The following is an 18,438-nucleotide window of genomic DNA, read 5'->3' on the forward strand; positions in this document are numbered from 1 at the left end:
ATCCAGGAATCGTTTCCCCCTTTAGCAAAGGGGGTAAAGGGGATTAAATTTTTTCCTGTTCCGTCATTCAGACTGTGTCACAATTATCGGTTTTTTTGAACAAAAATAATAACTAAAAACTCAATAAAATCCTTATTCTACAAGGCATTTAGCCCATAATATGGTACAATAAAAGGGTAAGATAAAAGTATGAGAGTCAAGAAAGGATACCCCGATCATGGCATATCGATATGCGAATAGAAACCAACTCCAACTCTTCCCGTCGAGTATCGAAGACTACATTCCTCTCGATGATCCGGTCAGAGCCTATGATGCCTTTGTCGAAGCACTCGATCTTGAAAAGTTGGGATTGAACCTGGATCCCCACCAAGCCGGGAACCCCCAATACCACCCCAAGGTGATGTTGAAACTTGTGGTCTATGGCTATGCCTATGGGATCCGGAGTTCCCGAAAATTGGAACGAGCGAACCATCATAACCTCTCCTTTATCTGGCTGACCTCAGGGCTCACACCCGACCATAAGACCATTGCTGAATTCAGAAGAAAAAACCGCTCTCAGTTAGCTGACATCTTAAAACAGTGTGCGAAGATGTGTATCCAGCTCAATCTGATCGAAGGCAACACCCTCTTTGTCGATGGCAGCAAATTCAAAGCCAATGCCTCCATCAAAAAGAGCTGGGATAAGAAAAAAGCCCACAAAGTCCTCAAAGCGATCGATCAGCGGATTGCTGATATCCTCAACCAGTGTGAGACGGTCGATGAGGCTGAAAAGGGGTGTGGCTCTTTGGTCAAAATGGATCAGGAATTACAAGACCAAGACGTCTTAAAGACCAAAGTCCAGGGTATCTTAAAAGAACTGGAAACCAAAAAGCAAACATCCCTGAACACCACTGATCCGGACTGTACCCGGATCAATAGTCTTGCTGGAACTCACGCCGGCTACAGCGTCCAAAGTGTCGTTGATGAAAAGCACGGTCTGATTCTCTCCGCTGATGTCGTCAGTGAGAATAACGATCTCAATCAGTTCAGCCGACAGATCAACCAAGCCAATGCACTCTTAGAGCATAAGTGCCAGGTCGCCTGTGCTGATTCCGGTTATGCCTCGACCACGGAATTAGCGAAAATTGACCAGCAAGGGATCAAAGTCGTCGTTCCCTCCCAAAGACAGGCCTCAGAAAAAATACCGTCTCCTTTTGCCAAAGACCAGTTTAGCTATGATAAGATCCATGATTGCTATATCTGCCCCGAAGGACACACACTCACCTTTTCTTCTCTCAATAAGAATAAAAAAAACGGTCATAAACACTATCTGATCTCAGCCAAGAAAATCTGTTTAGCTTGTCCCCATTATGGGGTTTGTACTTCCTCTCAACACGGGAGGAAAGTCATCCGACTGGTCAATGAAGAACTCAGAGAAAAGTTCGAGGCCCAGTATAAAGAGCCTGAGTCCCAAGCCATCTACCGAAAAAGAAAAGCCAAAGTCGAGCTTCCCTTTGGACATATCAAACGTAACTTAGGTGTGAATGCCTTCCTCTTAAGAGGCCTGCCAGGAGTCAAAGCCGAAGCGTCACTCTTTGGGACCTGTTTTAACCTGGTTCGGATGATCACCCTCCTCGGGGTAACCACCTTAGTGAGTCTCTTGAAAGAGATAGGAGGGAAATATCCCACCTCTTTAGGGGGTATCGGATAAAAACCAACCAGAATTAGCTAAGATCGAGTCTAATACCAGCCGAGATCTATTCTTAGCTTAACTTTTATCTGAAATTTTTTGAATCTACGAAAGATTACGGCTAAATAGTGACAGATGTGACACAGCCTGATTGCGAGGAGCGTCCTTTGCGACGTGGCAATCTCATCCACTCACTCCGTAATTCTGCGGAGCGTATTATGCGACATGAGAATCTCATCCCTTATAATTATTGAATTCATTCCCCCATTGAGGGGGGGGGGTTCAGGGGGGTGTGCCTTTATCTTATTTTAATTCCTTTTTACTCATTTCTATATTTTCAGGATAGACTTTCATGCTGCTTTCGCAGCGCCAGATGATGATGAAAATAGGTATCCAGGAATCGTTTCCCCCTTTAGCAAAGGGGGTTAGGGGGATTTGAATTTATTCTTGCTCCGTCATTGCGAGGAGCGTCCTATGCGACGTGGCAATCTCATTTAGTAACTTTTTTTGAATAATTAAAAGATGAGATTCTCACTCGGGAAAGCACTAATCCGGAAGACTTTAACGTAAAACGATGTTATATTTTCAGGACAGAATTCATGTGAAAGGTTAAGATTAAAATGGTGAATGTCAAGGGTCAGTTAGTTGGAAAAAAAGCATTAATTACCGGTGCTGGAGTTGGTATTGGGAAAGCCATTGCTTTACGTTTTGTTCAAGAGGGGGCAGAAGTTGCCGTTCATGTGAACCGGAGCTGGGAAAATGGTTTGCAAGTCGTTCAGGAAATCACACAAAATGAAGGAAAGGCTATACTGGTTCAAGGAGACCTAACTAAGAAACAGGAAATTGAAGCCGTGGTTAAAAAGGCTACTTCAGAATTGGGTAGTATTGATATCTTAGTTTATAACAGTGGGGTTGGAACACAGCATTCATCTGATATGGTTCATACTATTACCGAAGAAGATTGGGATAACGTACTCTCAGTTAACCTCAAAGCTTTTGTTTTTCTCTCCCAACTTCTTCTTCCTGCTATGATGCAGGCAGGTAAGGGTTCAGTTATTACCATATCTTCTATCCGGGGTTTATTAGGGAATCCGGTATTAGCTTCTTACTGCGCTTCAAAAGGCGGGATGGTGCTTTTGACCAAACAAATGGCACTTGATTATGCAAAGTACAACATCCGGGTAAATTGTATTTGCCCTGGTTTTGTCGATACTGAGATGTTTCGATTTTATCTGGGGAAACAATCGGATCCAGAAGCTTCTCGGAGAGTTTTTGCGGGTATGGCGGCAATGAACCGGATTGGACGTCCAGAAGAAATTGCAGCTCCAACAGTCTTTTTTGCTTCCGATGTATCTTCTTTTGTAACTGGAGTCGCACTCCCTGTCGATGGAGGATATACGGCTAATGGAGTGAGGGAAATACAATGATGAAATTTGCCGATAAAAAGGTCTTTATTTCAGGAGGAGCAACTGGTATTGGGGAAGCGGCAGCATTATTATTTGCTCAACAAGGGGCTATCGTAACCATTTTCGATCGAGATATTGAAAATGGCGAGAGATGCCTCCAGAGAATCTTGAATGAAGGAGGAAGGGGAATCTTTATTTCCGGAAACCTGATTTACCCTGATGAGGTTGAAAAAGCCGTCGAGGAATCTTTAAATGCTTTCGGAGGCATCGATATTTTAATCAATAATGCCGGAGTGGAATCTCCTTATTCGGTTCATGAAATGCCTGTAGAAGAATGGGACCGGGTGATGGCAGTTAACCTGCGAGGTATGTATCTAATGGCCAAAGCCGTTATTCCTATTATGAAAAAATCCGGTGGCGGAGCTATTGTCAATACCGCTTCTATTTCTGGCCTATTAGGTTGGCCAGTCTCGGCTGCTTATTGTGTCTCCAAGGGAGGGGTTATTCAGCTCACCAAACAAATGGCGATTGATTATGCTCAGGATAACATTCGGGTAAATTGTATCGCTCCTGGGACAACGTTGACTCCATTAATCGAGCGGATTTTCCAACAAGAACCCGAACCGGAGAAGGCGAAACAACAAATTTCTCAGATGCATCCTTTGGGAAGATTTGCTCAACCAGAAGAAATCGCCCAGGCGATTCTTTTCTTAGCATCGGAGGATGCTTCCTTTATAACCGGGGCCGTACTGCCGGTTGACGGCGGATATACAGCCAAATAATTTTTAAAAGATGATTGTATTGGTTTTTTTATTGCTTCCCACCTTGATCTTTTTGCTCCTTCTCCCTTGATGGGAGAAGGTTGGGATGAGGGTGAGAACCATGTTCCGAGTCGAGGTTTAGTGTTTTTATAAATAAGCTTGATTAAAATTCCAAGCATCCCCCTCACCTTAATCCTCTCCCACCAGGGGCGAGGAAAACAAGGTAAAGTCAGAAGGTGAGGTTGAGGGTGAATATCTTGTTAAGGATGGTGAATGGATTCTGGATTTAAAGAAAAAAATCTTAGCAAGAAAACTTAGAAGAAATATTACCGAAACCGAATTATTTCTTTGGAAAAGAATTAAAGACAGACAACTCTTTGGTTTGAAATTTCGAAGACAAGTCCCAATGGGACCCTATATTGTCGATTTTGTATGTTTTGAGCAAAAAATCATTATTGAACTAGACGGTGGACAGCATCAAGAACAAATTGAAAAAGATCAAAAACGAGACCAATTTTTCCAGAATCAGGGCTATAAAGTACTTCGGTTCTGGGATAACGAGGTTTTCCAAAATATCAACGGAGTTCTCGAAGTTATTCGAATGAGTTGCAAAAATAAATCTCATGTTTCATCCTGATCTTTTTGCTCCTTCTCCCTTGATGGGAGAAGGTTGGGATGAGGGTGAGAACCAGGATTTTGATTCCAAGTTAGGTGTTTTAAATTAACCTTGAAGTTTAACCAAGCATCCCCCTCACCTTAATCCTCTCCCGCCAGGGGAGAAGAGAAAAAAGAAAAGATCTCTCCCACCAAGGGAGAGGAAATATTGAGAGTTGATTCTTCTGCCAGGGGAGGGATAAAAAGAAAATGTGGGAAAGTTAAGATAAGGGTGAAATTTTATTGTTTACTACTTGCAACTCACTCCTCACCTTATTTTCAAAATAGAAAGGAGAAATGGTTATGGAAAATCCAATATCATTTTTTAAGAACCGAAAAATCATCGATATAACCGGAGAATTAGAAAATAACCTTTGGGGTTATTATTCTTTGCCCGGCATGGAAAAGGTTGTTCCACCGGTAGAAATCAGTACCGTTGCCACAGTTGAAAACCAGGGATTTTTTGCTTCAAAAATATTGGTCAGCACTATATCGGGGACCTATTTGGAAGCCGGGTCTCATGTACTTACCAAGGGAAACAATCTTGACCGGCATTCTCTGAATCAATGCATTCTTCCTGCCAAGGTTATTCAACTCCCCAACCAGAAACCAAAAGCCCTGATCTCCGTCGATTTATTGGCTCAATTTGCTCCAGAGATAAACCCAGGTGATGCCCTGTTGATAGGCACCGGTTGGGATCACCAGTGGAATAAGCCAGGTTTTGTCCTTGACTCACCAAATTTGGAAAGAAAAGCTCTTCAATGGATTATCGATAAAAAAATTGCTTTATTGGGGGTTGATTTAACTTGTATTGAAGCTTCTTGGTCTGAAGATGATGAGGAAACCAAGGGCAGTCTTCTGAGTTCTCTCTTTGAATCAGGTGCTCTTTTGTTGGCTCCCATTGTCAATGTTCGAAGCATCTCTCAAAAAGAAGGTATTCTTCTTGCTCTTCCTATGAAGGTAAAAGGGACATCAGGGGCGCCAGTAAGAGCAATTTTCTTAGAATGAGACTGGTGTTTGTTAAAGATTAAGTCTTAAATACCGATAACAAAACTAATGAAATATTTATTCGTTCTTCACTTAACTCTGGTAGGAGGGGTTATCTTTGAGACTGGATATAAATCTATTTAGAAATTATTCTGAATTTCGCAAAATACTGGTTTACATCCTATTCTTAATTAGCGTTATACTGTCAATTATTCCCGGTCCAATCGCCCAACTCATACAAATTGCAGCCATTATTCTTTTGGGTTGGTTTATTCTTCAAATCTTCTTTGAAATTTTAAATCCACCAACCGTTTTAGAGCGCCCTCGACAGTATGATAATTTTTATAATGCCTGGCCAGATATTAAAGATTATTTAATGAATACTTTAAAAAAAGGTTCCCCTTTTACAATTTGCTGGTTAGATAGTTCGTTGGAACATGCCTCGGTTTTGATTAGCGATGTACTCAAACCAATTTTACTAGATAGCTCAAAAAACCCTCTGAAGATTGAATTGGCAATGTTAGATCCAAATTGGGCAGAAATAGATAAAATAAATCCTTCTTGGGCATCTTTGGCTAAGTCTAACTATGAGAGCTTAAAAGTCTTCTTGGATGTATACCAAGAAGAAATTCGCAAACATGAATGGTCAATCGATTTGTTACTTTATCGTTTTTTGCCTAATATTCAAGGGATATTGATAAATTTTGAACATCTTTTTATTAGTTCTTGTACTTGGAGAAATGGTCAGATGAACCACGATAATTTTTATGAGCTCTACCATTTTAATGACAACTTTGCCGGAAAAGAAAAAATCGATCAATTTAGAAGTTGGTTTGAACATTGTCAGAAGGAAAATCAAAACCTTGCTCAACCAACACCATCGAGTCAAGGTGTTACTTTTTTCATTACCACCGAGGATGATAAGAAGTAAATAAATTCTTAGTTATTAATTTAACCAATCCTGGCTTTTAATGGCGCATACAAAAACCGTTCATTTACAAAGTGATCAGTATCAGCTACTTTCAAAGATAGTGAATAATTGTAGTGATGAGTCGAAGAAAGGCTTGAGTTTTTAGAATTTTAATAGAAGTATCTATCATATTCACTTTCAAATGTGCCAATAACTTTAAAAACTGGTATATTAATGGGAGTAAATGAAGAAAAAGGATTGGATAAAAAAACAAAATTTTACTTTTATTAAAAAAATAATATAAAAATAGGGTAATTTATTGAATTATTTTCCTATCATTCTTCAGACAACAGGCATCATAGTTTTTACTTTTGGTTTGATAATATGGGACCGTAAATCACTACTCAGCAGTAACTTAGCCTTACTAGCCTTTGCTTTAGCTCTTTGGTCGATTACTGATAGTTTTTTATATGTCAGTCCTCCTCTAAAGCACAAAATCTATTGGGCAGTTATTGGATATCCTGGTTCTCAATTTTCTCCAGTCTTACTATTCTTTTTTTTCTTTAATTTTACTGGTCTGGAAAAATTACTCACTCGAAAAAGAATTATTCTTCTCTGTATATTACCGTTAATTTCAGTGGTTATGGCTGCAACCAATAGTTGGCATCATTGGCTTTGGGCTAGTATAAAAGAAACAGAAGGATGGTTTGGGTCAGGAACATTATTCGTTCACGGACCATGGTTTTGGGTGGAAGTAATTTATAGTTATACATTAATTGGGGTTGGGGTATTCCTTTATCTACGTTTTCTAATAAAATCTTCGAAAGAACTTTCTTTAAAAGCTCGACAAATTCTGACACTATCAATTTTTCCTTTCTTTGGGCACCTTTTGTATATATTTTATCCAGAGGCTTTTTCTGGGTGCGATTTGACTCCCTTAATATTTGGTGCTGTGGTCTTAATTTTTATCTGGTTTTCCTTCCGCTATCAATATATCGATCTGGTTCCAATTGCTCGATCAACTTTGATTGATAATCTTGAAGTCGGATTTTTATTTCTTGATATTTTTAATCGAATCGTTGATATTAATCCAAAAGCAAAAAATTTTTTAAATCTCACCAATTCAGTTATTGGAAAATCAGCTGAAAATTCTATTCCTATTTGGTCAAAATTGGAAAAAATATCCAATGATCCAATAATTGTTGACCTGGGGAATAATAAAAAACATATTTATCTGAGTGTTTATAGTTCTCCAGTTATAAATAAAAACAAAAGTTGTATCGGAAAAGTTATCGTTTTCAATGAAATAACTGAACAGCTGATGATCAAGGAGGCGTGGTTAAAGACTGAACAAGAAAAATCTCTCATCCTTCAAGCGATGAACGATATGGTTGCTTTTTACAACAGTCCAGACCTCACCATCAGTTGGGCAAATCCTGCGGCAGCTATTTCAGTCAATCGGAAATTAGATGAAATTACAGGACTTCATTGCTATGAAATCTGGAATCAAAGATCAGAACCTTGCGAAGGTTGTCCAGTTTTAAAAACTTTTGCTACAGGTGAAAAGCAAACTATTGAAAAAGAAACTCCGGATGGTCGAGCATGGGAGTTACGTTCTTACCCAGTTTTTGATAAACAAAAAAATATTTTAGGGGTAGTAGAATTAGGTTATGATATAACAATTCGGAAGAATTTTGAAAAAAGAATGAGATACTTCAGTTTTCATGATGCCTTAACTGGCCTCTATAATCGAGCCTATTTTGAGGAAGAGCTCAAAAGGCTTTTCGGAAGTAGAGAAATTCAGATTGGAATACTTCTTGCCGATGTGAATGGCTTAAAATTGGTTAATGATGCCTTTGGACATCAAGCAGGGGACTTGCTGTTAAAACGAGTTGCTGACATATTGAGACTAGCTTGCAGGAAAGAAGACTTAATTGCTCGATGGGGAGGAGATGAATTTATTGTTCTTCTCACGAATGTCAATATAGAAAATTTAAAAGAACTGGAAATAAGGATCCAGGAGGCATGTTTAAAAGATAATAACGAACCGGTTCCCCTGAGTATTTCAGTTGGATACGCAATCAAAGAAAAAAGAGGAACTATAGAAGAGCTTTTAAAAATCACTGAAGAAAGAATGTACCGAAAAAAGCTGGATGAGGGTCCATTCAACCGCCATAGAATTCTTGACTATTTAGAAGATGTTCTGGAAAAGATATCCAGTGAAAATGGAAAACAAATGGAGAATCTAACCAGTTTATCCAATGCTTTTGCTCAAGAACTTGGTTTATCCGAGCATGAAAAAAAGCAGTTAGATTTATTGATTCGCTTTCATGATTTAGGGAAAATAACCATTCCTCAAGATATAATTAATAAAACTATCGAGCTAACTCCCGAAGAATGGGAGAGCATTAAGAAACATTCTGAAATCGGATATCGGATTGCCAATTCATCTCCCGAATTAGCTCCAATAGCTGAAGCGATTCTTGCCCATCATGAGCATTGGAACGGTCGAGGTTATCCCCAAAACCTCGAAGGTGAAAAAATACCCTTATTAGCTCGAATTCTTGCCATTGTTGAAGCCTACGATGTGATGCTAAGGGGTAGTTCGTATAAAGCTCCGATGACCGAAATACAGGCTTGCAGAGAAATCCAAAATCAAGCGGGAAAACAGTTTGACCCTCGCTTGGTTGAGGTTTTTCTCAAATTAGTTCATCAAACTAGGCTAAAGAAGGTAGCTGAGTAATCTCAAAATGACTTTAAACCGCGCCTGTTAAAGCAAAAACGAGAGGTTAAGGGAGGGGTATATTTTATTTTTTCTCAAGTCGATAGAGAAGAAAATGTGCTAATTCAAAGACTTCGATTCGAGAAAATCCAGTTTGATCAGCCAAACGATTTATTTCATCTCTGTCAACTCGATGAGCAATCGGTGGACCAGACTCTTGGATACGGTATGGCCACTCCAGGATAGCTAACCGAAACCGAGTCACTCGATAAGCTTCTTGTAAAGCTTTAAGTCGGTTATCAGTTTCATGGAAGACTAAACCCATAAAAACTAGATCGAAGGATTCATCTGGGAAAGGAAGCGCTTCTGCCAGTCCTTCTATAAATTGAACCTGGGGTGCGATTTTTTTGGCAAGAGGGATAAATTCTGGATTAGCATCGACTCCAACAATTTCATAACCATACTGATAAAAAGCTTCGGCAAAAACCCCACTTCCAGTTCCAACATCTAAAATGCTGTGAAATAAAGTTCCTTCGGTGGCAATGTTAACCACCCGATTCAGTTCAAGGCGCTCCAGTCGTTCAGGATAGCGAAGACGATTGATATCACCTTGAAATCGGCGTTCGTGCATCTTTAGTCCCCCAATTTTGAAGAAATCACATTAGATTACTCAACGATTTTAACCGAAATAGCTGATATCTTCAAATAAATTAAAAAATATTGACAAGGTATAAATATTAAACTATTCTTAATTTATACTCATTCCAAAGATGATAAATATTCAAGTTAGTAAATCAATAAAGATAATAAGAATTTTAAAAATTCGTTTGATTTATTCCTTTTAATGAAGGGTATACTATGGATAAACCACTACAAGAAATTGTCAATGAATTAAAAAAAAGAAATATTCGACCTTCTTATCAGAGACTTAAAATCTTAGAATACCTAATGAAAGAACGATACCACCCAACTGTTGAAGATATATACTTTGACCTTCTTAAAAAAATTCCAACTCTTTCTAAATCCACCATATATAACACCTTAAAACTCTTTATTGAAAAGAAATTGATAAAAGAAGTATCCATAGAGAACAACGAAACCAGGTATGACATCATCCTCACCAATCATGGGCACTTTAAGTGTAATAAATGCGGTGTGATTATTGATTTTAAGGTAAATATCGATGATTTCATCGCCGAAAATTTAAATGATTACAAAATTCAAGAAAAGAATGTTACCTTTAAGGGCATTTGCCCCAAATGTTTTAAGGAGAAGTAAATTTTTCAACACGCTTTCTTGCTCCTTCTCCCTTGATGGGAGAAGGTTGGGTTGAGGGTGGGTGAAAAAAATTTTTAAAAGGCCAAAGGTGTTTTAGTTATAAGTGAAACTCAAAAAATCCCATTTCTAAAAATTTAGGTCGATAATAGGCAAATATTAGTAAATTAAAAGATTGGGGGGTAAAAAATGAAAGAAAAGAAAAAGAAATTAACCACTGCTGCCGGAGCTCCTGTGGTTGACAATCAAAATGTCATAACCGCTGGACCTCGAGGGCCAATGCTTATGCAGGATGTCTGGTTTTTGGAAAAAATGGCCAATTTTGACCGGGAAGTTATCCCGGAAAGACGTATGCACGCTAAAGGATCTGGTGCTTTTGGGAACTTCACGGTAACCCATGATATTACTCGATATACTAAAGCGAAAATATTCTCTGCGATTGGGAAAAAAACCGATGTTTTTGCTCGTTTTTCCACGGTTGCCGGAGAAAGGGGAGCAGCTGATGCCGAACGAGATATCCGGGGATTTGCTATTAAGTTTTATACTGAAGAAGGAAACTGGGACCTGGTGGGGAACAATACTCCGGTTTTCTTTTTACGAGATCCTTTGAAGTTTCCTGATTTAAACCATGTTGTGAAGCGAGATCCACGAACCAACTTAAGAAGTCCAAAAAATAATTGGGATTTTTGGACACTCCTTCCAGAAGCACTTCATCAGGTTACTATCACAATGAGTGATCGGGGTATACCTTTATCCTACCGACATATGCATGGCTTTGGGAGCCATACTTTTAGTATGATTAATGCGAAGAATGAACGTTTCTGGGTGAAATTTCATTTCCATACTCATCAGGGTATTAAAAACTTAACCGACCAGGAAGCCGAAGCTCTTATTGGCAAAGATCGAGAAAGCCACCAGCGAGACCTCTTAGAAAGCATTGATCGAGGTGATTTCCCTCGCTGGACCATGTTCATCCAAGTTATGCCGGAAAAGGATGCCGCAAAAATGTCCTATAATCCCTTTGACCTCACCAAAGTATGGTTTAAGAAAGACTTTCCTCTCATCGAAGTTGGAATTTTAGAGTTAAATCGAAATCCGGAGAACTATTTTGCCGATGTTGAACAAGCCGCTTTTAATCCGGCAAATGTTGTCCCAGGTATCGGTTTTTCACCAGATAAAATGTTACAAGCTCGGCTTTTCTCCTATGGAGATGCTCAGCGATATCGATTGGGCGTTAACCTCCATCAGATCCCGGTCAATGCATCCCGCTGTCCGTTTCATAGTTATCATCGTGATGGGGCAATCCGGGCGGATGGCAACTATGGAAGCACTCTGAGTTATGAACCCAACAGCTATGGAGAATGGCAGGAACAGCCGGAGTACAAAGAACCGCCTCTGACTATAGATGGTGCCGCTGACCACTGGAATTTCCGAGAGGACGACGATGATTATTATACCCAACCGGGGATTCTCTTCCGGTTAATGACACCTCAACAACAACAGGTGTTGTTTGAGAACACTGCCCGTCATATGGGTGATTGTCCAAAAGAAATAAAAATAAGACACATCGGGAATTGCTTAAAAGCTGATCCAGCCTATGGAAAAGGGGTGGCTAAAGCAATGGGGATTCCCCTCAGTGAAGTGAAATAAAAGTAACTATGAAAAGACCAGGAGGAGGAACTTTCCTCCTGGTCCATTTTTTACTTGGAGGAATCATGTGACAATGAAACCGGTGGTTCGATATTTATACATCATATTGGGGGTAATATTCCTCAGTTTAGGGGTTATTGGTGTTTTCCTGCCAATACTTCCAACTACACCATTCTTACTACTCACTTCTTTCTGCTTTCTTCGCAGTTCCAAACGACTGTATAATTGGTTGATTAATCATCGTATATTTGGAGTTTTTATTTATAATTATCTGACTTATAAGTCGGCTACCAAAAACACTAAAATAGGAACTATCATCTTTCTATGGGCTTCACTATTTATTTCATCTCTTTTTATATCTCAGTTCGCAATAAAATTAGTATTATTAGCGGTTGGCATTGGGGTCACCATTCATATCTGTACTTTAAGGACCTTTGTCCAAAAAAGAGAAACTCAATCAATTCCCCAATTCGAAACGGCCAGAAGGAATACCGGATAAATTATTTATCTTATAGAACAACGGTTTGATAAATCAAGCTTTTATAAAAGAATTAAAACTATAGGGATGCAATTTGTTGCACGCTATCTTCATATAATGTAGTGACATGCCATGGCATGTCGAATCCCGGGTTCTACCTTTATCCTATTTTTTTTCCTCTCCCCTGGTGGGAGAGGATTAAGGTGAGGGGGAAACTTAATGTTACCCTTAAATTTAAATTCGAAGTACCAAACTCTAGACCTAAATCCAAGCTTTCACCCTCATCCTCACTTTCTCCCATCCAGGGAGAAGGAACTCTGAATCGTCATTGCGAGGAACGAAGTGACGTGGCAATCTCTCATGCTCAATCTTTATTATTTTCTCTCTTTGTATAAAGGGAAATTAAGAAGGATTCAATAAGTTACTAAAAAACTCAAATCCCCCTCACTCCCTTTGCTAAAGGGGGAAACGATTCCTGGGTAAGTATTTTCATCACCATCTAGTGCTACGAAAGCAGCATGAGAGTCTATCCTGAAAATACCATCAAATGAATTCTTTAATCGGTCATCCTGAGGCTTCGTATTTAGAAGCCGTGAGGATCTCATCTTTTAATTACTTAAAGAATGGCTAAATGAGATTGCCACGTCGCCTAGGACGCTCCTCGCATTGAAGGAGCAGGAAAAAACTCAAATCCACTTTTTATCTCATTTTCATCCTTATCTTGTACAACGAAATTGGCATAAAGGTCTATTCTAATTATTGAATAAATAGGCTTAAAATTTCCTCATTGTAGTTTGATAATAAAACTGTTAGGATTATTGGTAATAAAAAAGAGGAGGAGACCTTAAATGGATCTCATAGATTTGATTAAACAATTGAATAATGACGATGTTTTAGGTCAAGTCAGTCAATCGATGGGCGTTGAGCCTCAACAGGTAAAGAAAGTTACCCAATTAGGATTGCCAACTTTAGTTGAAGCCATGAATCGAAATGCCAAAACTCAGGAAGGAGCTCGGTCTTTGGAAAGAGCTTTGGAACAACATCAGGATGATGAAGTCGATGATTTATCGAAGTATATCCGCCATGCTGATGCTCACGACGGCGAAAAAATCCTTCGCCACGTTTTTTCTGATAAAAGCGAGAGAGTTGAAAGCAAGATTGCTAAACAAACCGGATTGGATATGAGTCAGGTTATGGGAATTCTGGCTCAATTTGCACCGCTGGTCCTTGGCCTTTTGGGCAAAGAAAAGAAGGAGAAAAATATAGATTATAACGGTGTTGCCAATATGACTTCCTCTATAGCCAATCAACTGGGAGGAGAATCTGGTTCTGGACTAATGGGAATGGTGTCTCAATTTTTAGATTCCGATCAAGATGGAGACATCATGGATGATTTAGGTGGATTGTTTGGCGGTTTGTTTGGATAAATATTTTTTAAAAAAAAGGGCGCATTAAATTTGCGCCTTTTTTTTTAAATTTGGTCTTATTTGCTCCTTACGATAAGATAAAAACTAAAAAATCTCATCTATTTCAATCCCATAACATTTAACAAATGAGATCCAATTTTCTTCAAAAAGTCCTAATGATAACATTTTGGTATTCGCTACATGAGGATGGAAATTCAATCCCCCTCACCCTAATGTAATTCCTCTCTAATGCCGCAAATCTTTTGCCCCTTCTCCCTTGATGGGAGAAGGTTGGGATGAGGGTGAAACCCGAGATTCAGATCCAAGCTTGGTGTTATGAACCGAGATTAAGGTTGAAATGAATATCCATTGCTCGTTAATGCCTTTTCCCAGAAGAGACCCAGCAAATACCCATGGCATCAACAATAATGTCCGATTTTCGGGGTCGAACGATACTGGGATGCAAATCCAATGACATTGGATCAACATCGATGTGAAGAGGAGCTAACGCTTCGTCAAACTGCTCTTGAAGCGCTTTGAGTTGTTCTTGCAATTCTTCCAATCTTTCTTGAGCACGTTGAACTTCAGCTTTTTCTTTTCCAATTCTACTCATACTTTTAGCCGCGGTAGCAGCTCGGCCGACCGTCCCAACGCTGGAGCTTCTTCCTAACAAAGCTCCTAATAGTGTGGCTCCCACAGAAACATAAGTGCTGACTTTTTGTTGACTGGCTTGTGATTTTTCCCTCTCAATCCGCTCTTCGGAGACACGAATTTTGTTTTCAAGGGTTTTAAATTTTGGTGCAAATTTAGCCTTAATTTTTGCCACTTCCAAATCACGTTTTTCTCGCAAAGCTTGAGCAACTCGAGCGCGAAAATCGCCTTCACTCTCTTCTGGTTTTGAAATTAATTTCAACTCGGGATAGTTCATTAGTGTGAGTGTGTCATGCTGATACAAATGGGTTGATAATATCTTTTTCCAGCTTTCAACCACTCCTGAATTGGTTACGCCAGTTGGCAATGGAGAGAACTGTCCTTCAGCTGTTGGTTCGGAGGTCAATTCATTGGTTAAATCGCCGTGTAATTCTGCTTCTTCCCATAATGCATCACGACCATCTTCAGATAGCGGGGCAATTAAAGTACGGGTAATCCAGGTATCGACTTTAGCCCTAGCGCTCACGAAATGCATTTTGGCAACACCGATTGCAGTTGGGCGATATACTACCGATCCTGTAACTCCTTGAGGATGTAGGTAATATTCTTGAACATCGGGAGGCAGGATAGGATGTGGAACTGGAACAGCTTCATAAGCTGGTGTATCAAATCGAGATGGTGTAGGGGAAGGCGCAACTGCTGCCATTCCAGCAGAAAGAGCCTGAATTTGAGGAAGTGTTAGAGGACCACGGAGATAACTCATTACCCAACGAGTTTGAAAGACTACGGGATTTTGCTCATGAACATTCCGCATGAGAAATACCCGATTTCCTAATCCGGCAAGAATTTTTTCCATTTGTGGCCGATCAAAACCCCCAGTAGCGCTCACCGCAGCACCTTCCAACCCTTCGATTACCCGCAATTTATCACGTTCGGTTTGTAGCCGCCCGATAAACCAGGTTCCACAGTTAGCAAGTCCCTTGTAATCAAGGTCCACCGGATTTTGAGTAGCAAGGACAACTCCTAGCCCGAAGGCACGAGCTTGCTTGAGCAAAGTCAACATTGGTAGCTTCGATGGTGGATTGGCAGTAGGTGGAAAGTAACCGAATATTTCATCCATATAGAGTAAGGCACGTAGACTGCTGGTACCTGATTGGTTCCGCATCCAGGCTACTATTTCATTAAGAAGCAAGGTTACAAAAAACATTCGCTCGGGATCAGAAAGGTGGGCGATAGAGACGATAGAAACCCGGGGTTTCCCTTCTGGTGTATAGAGAAGACGTTGGATATCGAGTGGTTCGCCTTCAAGCCAAGTTGTAAATCCCGGAGAAGCTAACAAGTTATTTAGACTGATTGCCAGTTTAAACCGTTCCTTAGCTGGATAGAAGGACTCTAAATCAAAAACTCCAATTTTTTTAAAAGACGGTTTTTGAATTTCATGAATCATACCAGCAATATCCAGGCTTCTTCCATCCCTCCAAGCTTGATCGAGGATATTGGATAGAAGAATGTGATCACGACTTTGAACTGGGTCAGCATCAATTCCTAGTAGGCTAAGCAATCCAGATATAGTTGATATAATGCGGTCGCGAAGGGCTGAAGTATCCTGCAGGATACTGGCTGAGGGAGGAGCGAAAGAGCGAAGGATCTGTAAAGGCCGACCGGCAGTATTCCCTGGTGTATAAATTGTCATAGAAACAGTATCCTTCAAACGTTGAATACGCTCTGGTTCTTGTCCCCACTGTGCTAAGCCATTTTTCCAGCTTTCGGCGGTTTTTGCGGCAAAAGCATCAGGATCCATTCCCTTGCGAGCAGCTTCAGCCTCGTCGATCCAAGGTCGGAAATCTTCCGGTTGAAGACCAGGAAATTGCAAGAGGAGATTTCCTAAATCACCCTTGGGATCGATAAGAATAGAGGGGATACCATCAATGGCAGCTTCTTCAAGAAGGCCGATAGCCAAACCGGTTTTTCCACTACCAGTCATACCCACTATCATGGCGTGGGTAGTTAAATCTTTAGCATCATAAAGAATTAAGTCGTCTTTCAGCTCATTATTGGTTAAGTCATATTCTTTCCCTAAATAGAACACCCCAAGTTTTTCAAAATCCTGCATGACAATATCCCCCCAATGAGATTCGGTAATAAACAATTTCAATTTAATTCTACCGCATTACGAAGCCGTGTACAATCAAATAAAGAGTAAGGCCATTATCCAGTATATAAATCCAAAAATTGTGTCATCCGGATTGGTACTTTTCCGGGTAAGAATCTCATCTTTTTATATGTTTTTCTTTATCCTTTTCTCAGAATAATCAGTAAGAAATGGAACCCTCCCCACCGCAAAAGCAGCACCCCTCCAAGGAGGGGAATTGTTGAATTTATTCTTTCTCATTTCGTTTAAATCCCTTTTCACTTATTCCGATATTTTCAGGATAAACCTTCATGCTACTTAGCGGCACCAGATGAGGATATAAAAAAACTGAGGAGGAGAATGGGTGAGGGGGTGCGAAATTTTTAGGAAAGTATTGTGCAACGTGGCAATCTTTTTCACTCAACTGTCGTTGTGTAATTGTTTTATAAAGGTGTTGATTCGAATAAAGGTGAAAAAATGAGATCCTCACACGGGAAAGTACCGCTCAGAATGAAACTTTCGACGTCAAATGAGATTTTTACAGTTTCTAAAAGTGAAACATCAGGATGGCGTCATTTTTAATCATTAATGTATCATCAGGCAGGATAAATTATCTTTTGGAGGGGAATAAAATGAATGATTCTATTACTCGTGTTGAAATTGACAACTCAGTTTGGAAGAGTCTTTATAAAATCGCTGCTATAGCTTCCCTGACCGTGTTGTTGCTCATGTCAATCCAGATTGTTGTCTTCACATCCTCTGGCCATCACCGAACACCGTGATCGACTGGTTCAATCTTTTTCAGATTAATAAGTTTGTAGGGTTGCTCGACATGGACTTACTTCTAATTGTCGATTATGCCTTATTGGGTTTGGTGTTCCTCGCTCTCTGGGCTGCCCTTAAACGATTCAATCAATCTTTCATGGCAATTGCTTTGATCCTCGAGCTCGTCGCGATCACGACCTACTTCGCATCGACTGCAGCTTTCGAGATGCTTTCCCTGAGCAACCAATATTTGATTGCAACCACCGATGCAGAGAGATCTGTTTTATTGGCCGCAGGTCAGACCATACTTGTGATCTGGGTAGGTACAGCGTTCAATGTGAGCTATATTCTTAGTGCTATTGCCCTTTTGATCGTCTCGATTATCATGGTACGCAATCCAATCTTCAGTAAGACTACCGCTTATATGGGAATCTTGGCGAGTTTATTGATGTTCGTACCACCGACCGCCGGGTCAATGGGTGTTTTTCTTTCCCTCATATCTCTCATTCCTACGGCAATTTGGTTAATTTTGATTGCTCGAAAATTCTTCCAATTAGGTCGGAGAGAATAAAAGAAGAGATGAATAAATTATCAAATTCCTGGGAAAACTTTAAACCATTATTAGTTTTTTTAAAAAGTCGTTCATTCAGTGTTTTCAGCTACGGTATTGGAAAAACTTAATAATACCACTTAGAAATTCTTCTATAACAATTCCAAGTTGGATAGGTTCCTCAAAGATAAATAAAAGAGTAAGGTGAAAGTCAGTATTAAGGCGGATCTATGAGTTCGTTTTTTTGTTTATTAAATGAGTAAAGGGGAAAGTTAAAGAGGATTTAAAAGTTCTGAGTTTTGATACATTTAGAAAAGATAAACTACTGCGCCATAAATAAAATTGTATCAGAGAAAAATTTAGGTAAAAAAATAAATTTAAACCAATAGATTTGGTGTTTATAAATTATTTATAGACCAACTT

At 39.6% G+C, this 18,438-nt stretch carries 15 protein-coding genes; 13 read left to right on the top strand and 2 right to left on the bottom strand.

Annotated features, from left to right (window positions below):
* The first annotated feature begins 217 nt into the window (after nt 1-217).
* The 7 genes from RT761_RS06620 (at nt 218) to RT761_RS06650 (ending at nt 9,130) form a co-directional block, all read left to right on the top strand.
* Nucleotides 218-1,690, top strand: coding sequence for an IS1182 family transposase (locus RT761_RS06620; RefSeq protein ID WP_218113285.1), 1,473 nt, complete (start codon nt 218-220; stop codon nt 1,688-1,690).
* A 599-nt stretch (nt 1,691-2,289) separates the two neighbouring features.
* The gene (locus tag RT761_RS06625) at nt 2,290-3,096 is read left to right on the top strand and encodes an SDR family NAD(P)-dependent oxidoreductase (RefSeq protein ID WP_218113286.1); all 807 of its coding nucleotides are present in this window, start codon (nt 2,290-2,292) and stop codon (nt 3,094-3,096) included.
* Entirely contained in the window at nt 3,093-3,857 is a 765-nt protein-coding gene (locus tag RT761_RS06630) for an SDR family NAD(P)-dependent oxidoreductase (protein WP_218113287.1), read from the top strand. The genes RT761_RS06625 and RT761_RS06630 overlap by 4 nt, the downstream gene beginning before the upstream one ends.
* A 277-nt stretch (nt 3,858-4,134) precedes the next feature.
* Complete coding sequence (locus RT761_RS06635; protein ID WP_281388060.1) at nt 4,135-4,473, top strand: endonuclease domain-containing protein; 339 nt, start codon at nt 4,135-4,137, stop codon at nt 4,471-4,473.
* A gap of 320 nt (nt 4,474-4,793) precedes the next feature.
* Nucleotides 4,794-5,498, top strand: a complete 705-nt coding sequence (locus tag RT761_RS06640; protein WP_218113288.1) for a cyclase family protein — start codon at nt 4,794-4,796, stop codon at nt 5,496-5,498.
* Between the two features lie 97 nt (nt 5,499-5,595).
* A complete protein-coding gene (locus RT761_RS06645) occupies nt 5,596-6,408 on the top strand; it encodes a hypothetical protein (protein ID WP_218113289.1) in 813 nt (270 codons plus the stop codon).
* 298 nt (nt 6,409-6,706) lie between these two features.
* Nucleotides 6,707-9,130 (top strand): histidine kinase N-terminal 7TM domain-containing protein, encoded by a 2,424-nt coding sequence (locus tag RT761_RS06650; protein WP_218113290.1) that lies wholly within the window; start codon nt 6,707-6,709, stop codon nt 9,128-9,130.
* 64 nt (nt 9,131-9,194) lie between these two features.
* Here the strand turns inward: RT761_RS06650 and RT761_RS06655 are convergent, their stop codons facing one another.
* On the bottom strand, nt 9,195-9,740 hold the full coding sequence (locus tag RT761_RS06655; RefSeq protein ID WP_218113291.1) for a class I SAM-dependent methyltransferase: 546 nt from the start codon (nt 9,738-9,740) through the stop codon (nt 9,195-9,197).
* Between the two features lie 227 nt (nt 9,741-9,967).
* On the opposite strand from RT761_RS06655, the gene RT761_RS06660 reads away from it, so the two are divergent.
* From RT761_RS06660 to RT761_RS06675, 4 genes are all read left to right on the top strand, one after another.
* Nucleotides 9,968-10,387 (top strand): Fur family transcriptional regulator, encoded by a 420-nt coding sequence (locus RT761_RS06660; protein ID WP_218113292.1) that lies wholly within the window; start codon nt 9,968-9,970, stop codon nt 10,385-10,387.
* A 186-nt stretch (nt 10,388-10,573) separates the two neighbouring features.
* The gene (locus tag RT761_RS06665; RefSeq protein WP_218113293.1) at nt 10,574-12,034 is read left to right on the top strand and encodes a catalase; all 1,461 of its coding nucleotides are present in this window, start codon (nt 10,574-10,576) and stop codon (nt 12,032-12,034) included.
* A 73-nt stretch (nt 12,035-12,107) separates the two neighbouring features.
* Nucleotides 12,108-12,533 (top strand): YbaN family protein, encoded by a 426-nt coding sequence (locus tag RT761_RS06670; RefSeq protein ID WP_246465325.1) that lies wholly within the window; start codon nt 12,108-12,110, stop codon nt 12,531-12,533.
* Between the two features lie 827 nt (nt 12,534-13,360).
* Nucleotides 13,361-13,939 (top strand): DUF937 domain-containing protein, encoded by a 579-nt coding sequence (locus RT761_RS06675; protein ID WP_218113295.1) that lies wholly within the window; start codon nt 13,361-13,363, stop codon nt 13,937-13,939.
* A gap of 355 nt (nt 13,940-14,294) precedes the next feature.
* On the opposite strand, the gene RT761_RS06680 is transcribed toward RT761_RS06675, so the two are convergent.
* Nucleotides 14,295-16,682 (bottom strand): helicase HerA domain-containing protein, encoded by a 2,388-nt coding sequence (locus RT761_RS06680; protein WP_218113296.1) that lies wholly within the window; start codon nt 16,680-16,682, stop codon nt 14,295-14,297.
* Between the two features lie 650 nt (nt 16,683-17,332).
* On the opposite strand from RT761_RS06680, the gene RT761_RS06685 reads away from it, so the two are divergent.
* A complete protein-coding gene (locus tag RT761_RS06685; protein ID WP_218113297.1) occupies nt 17,333-17,482 on the top strand; it encodes a hypothetical protein in 150 nt (49 codons plus the stop codon).
* Nucleotides 17,483-17,532: 50 nt separating this feature from the next.
* On the top strand, nt 17,533-18,036 hold the full coding sequence (locus tag RT761_RS06690; RefSeq protein ID WP_218113298.1) for a hypothetical protein: 504 nt from the start codon (nt 17,533-17,535) through the stop codon (nt 18,034-18,036).
* Nucleotides 18,037-18,438: the final 402 nt, after the last annotated feature.

Source organism: Atribacter laminatus, from assembly GCF_015775515.1.
GTDB lineage: Bacteria > Atribacterota > Atribacteria > Atribacterales > Atribacteraceae > Atribacter > Atribacter laminatus.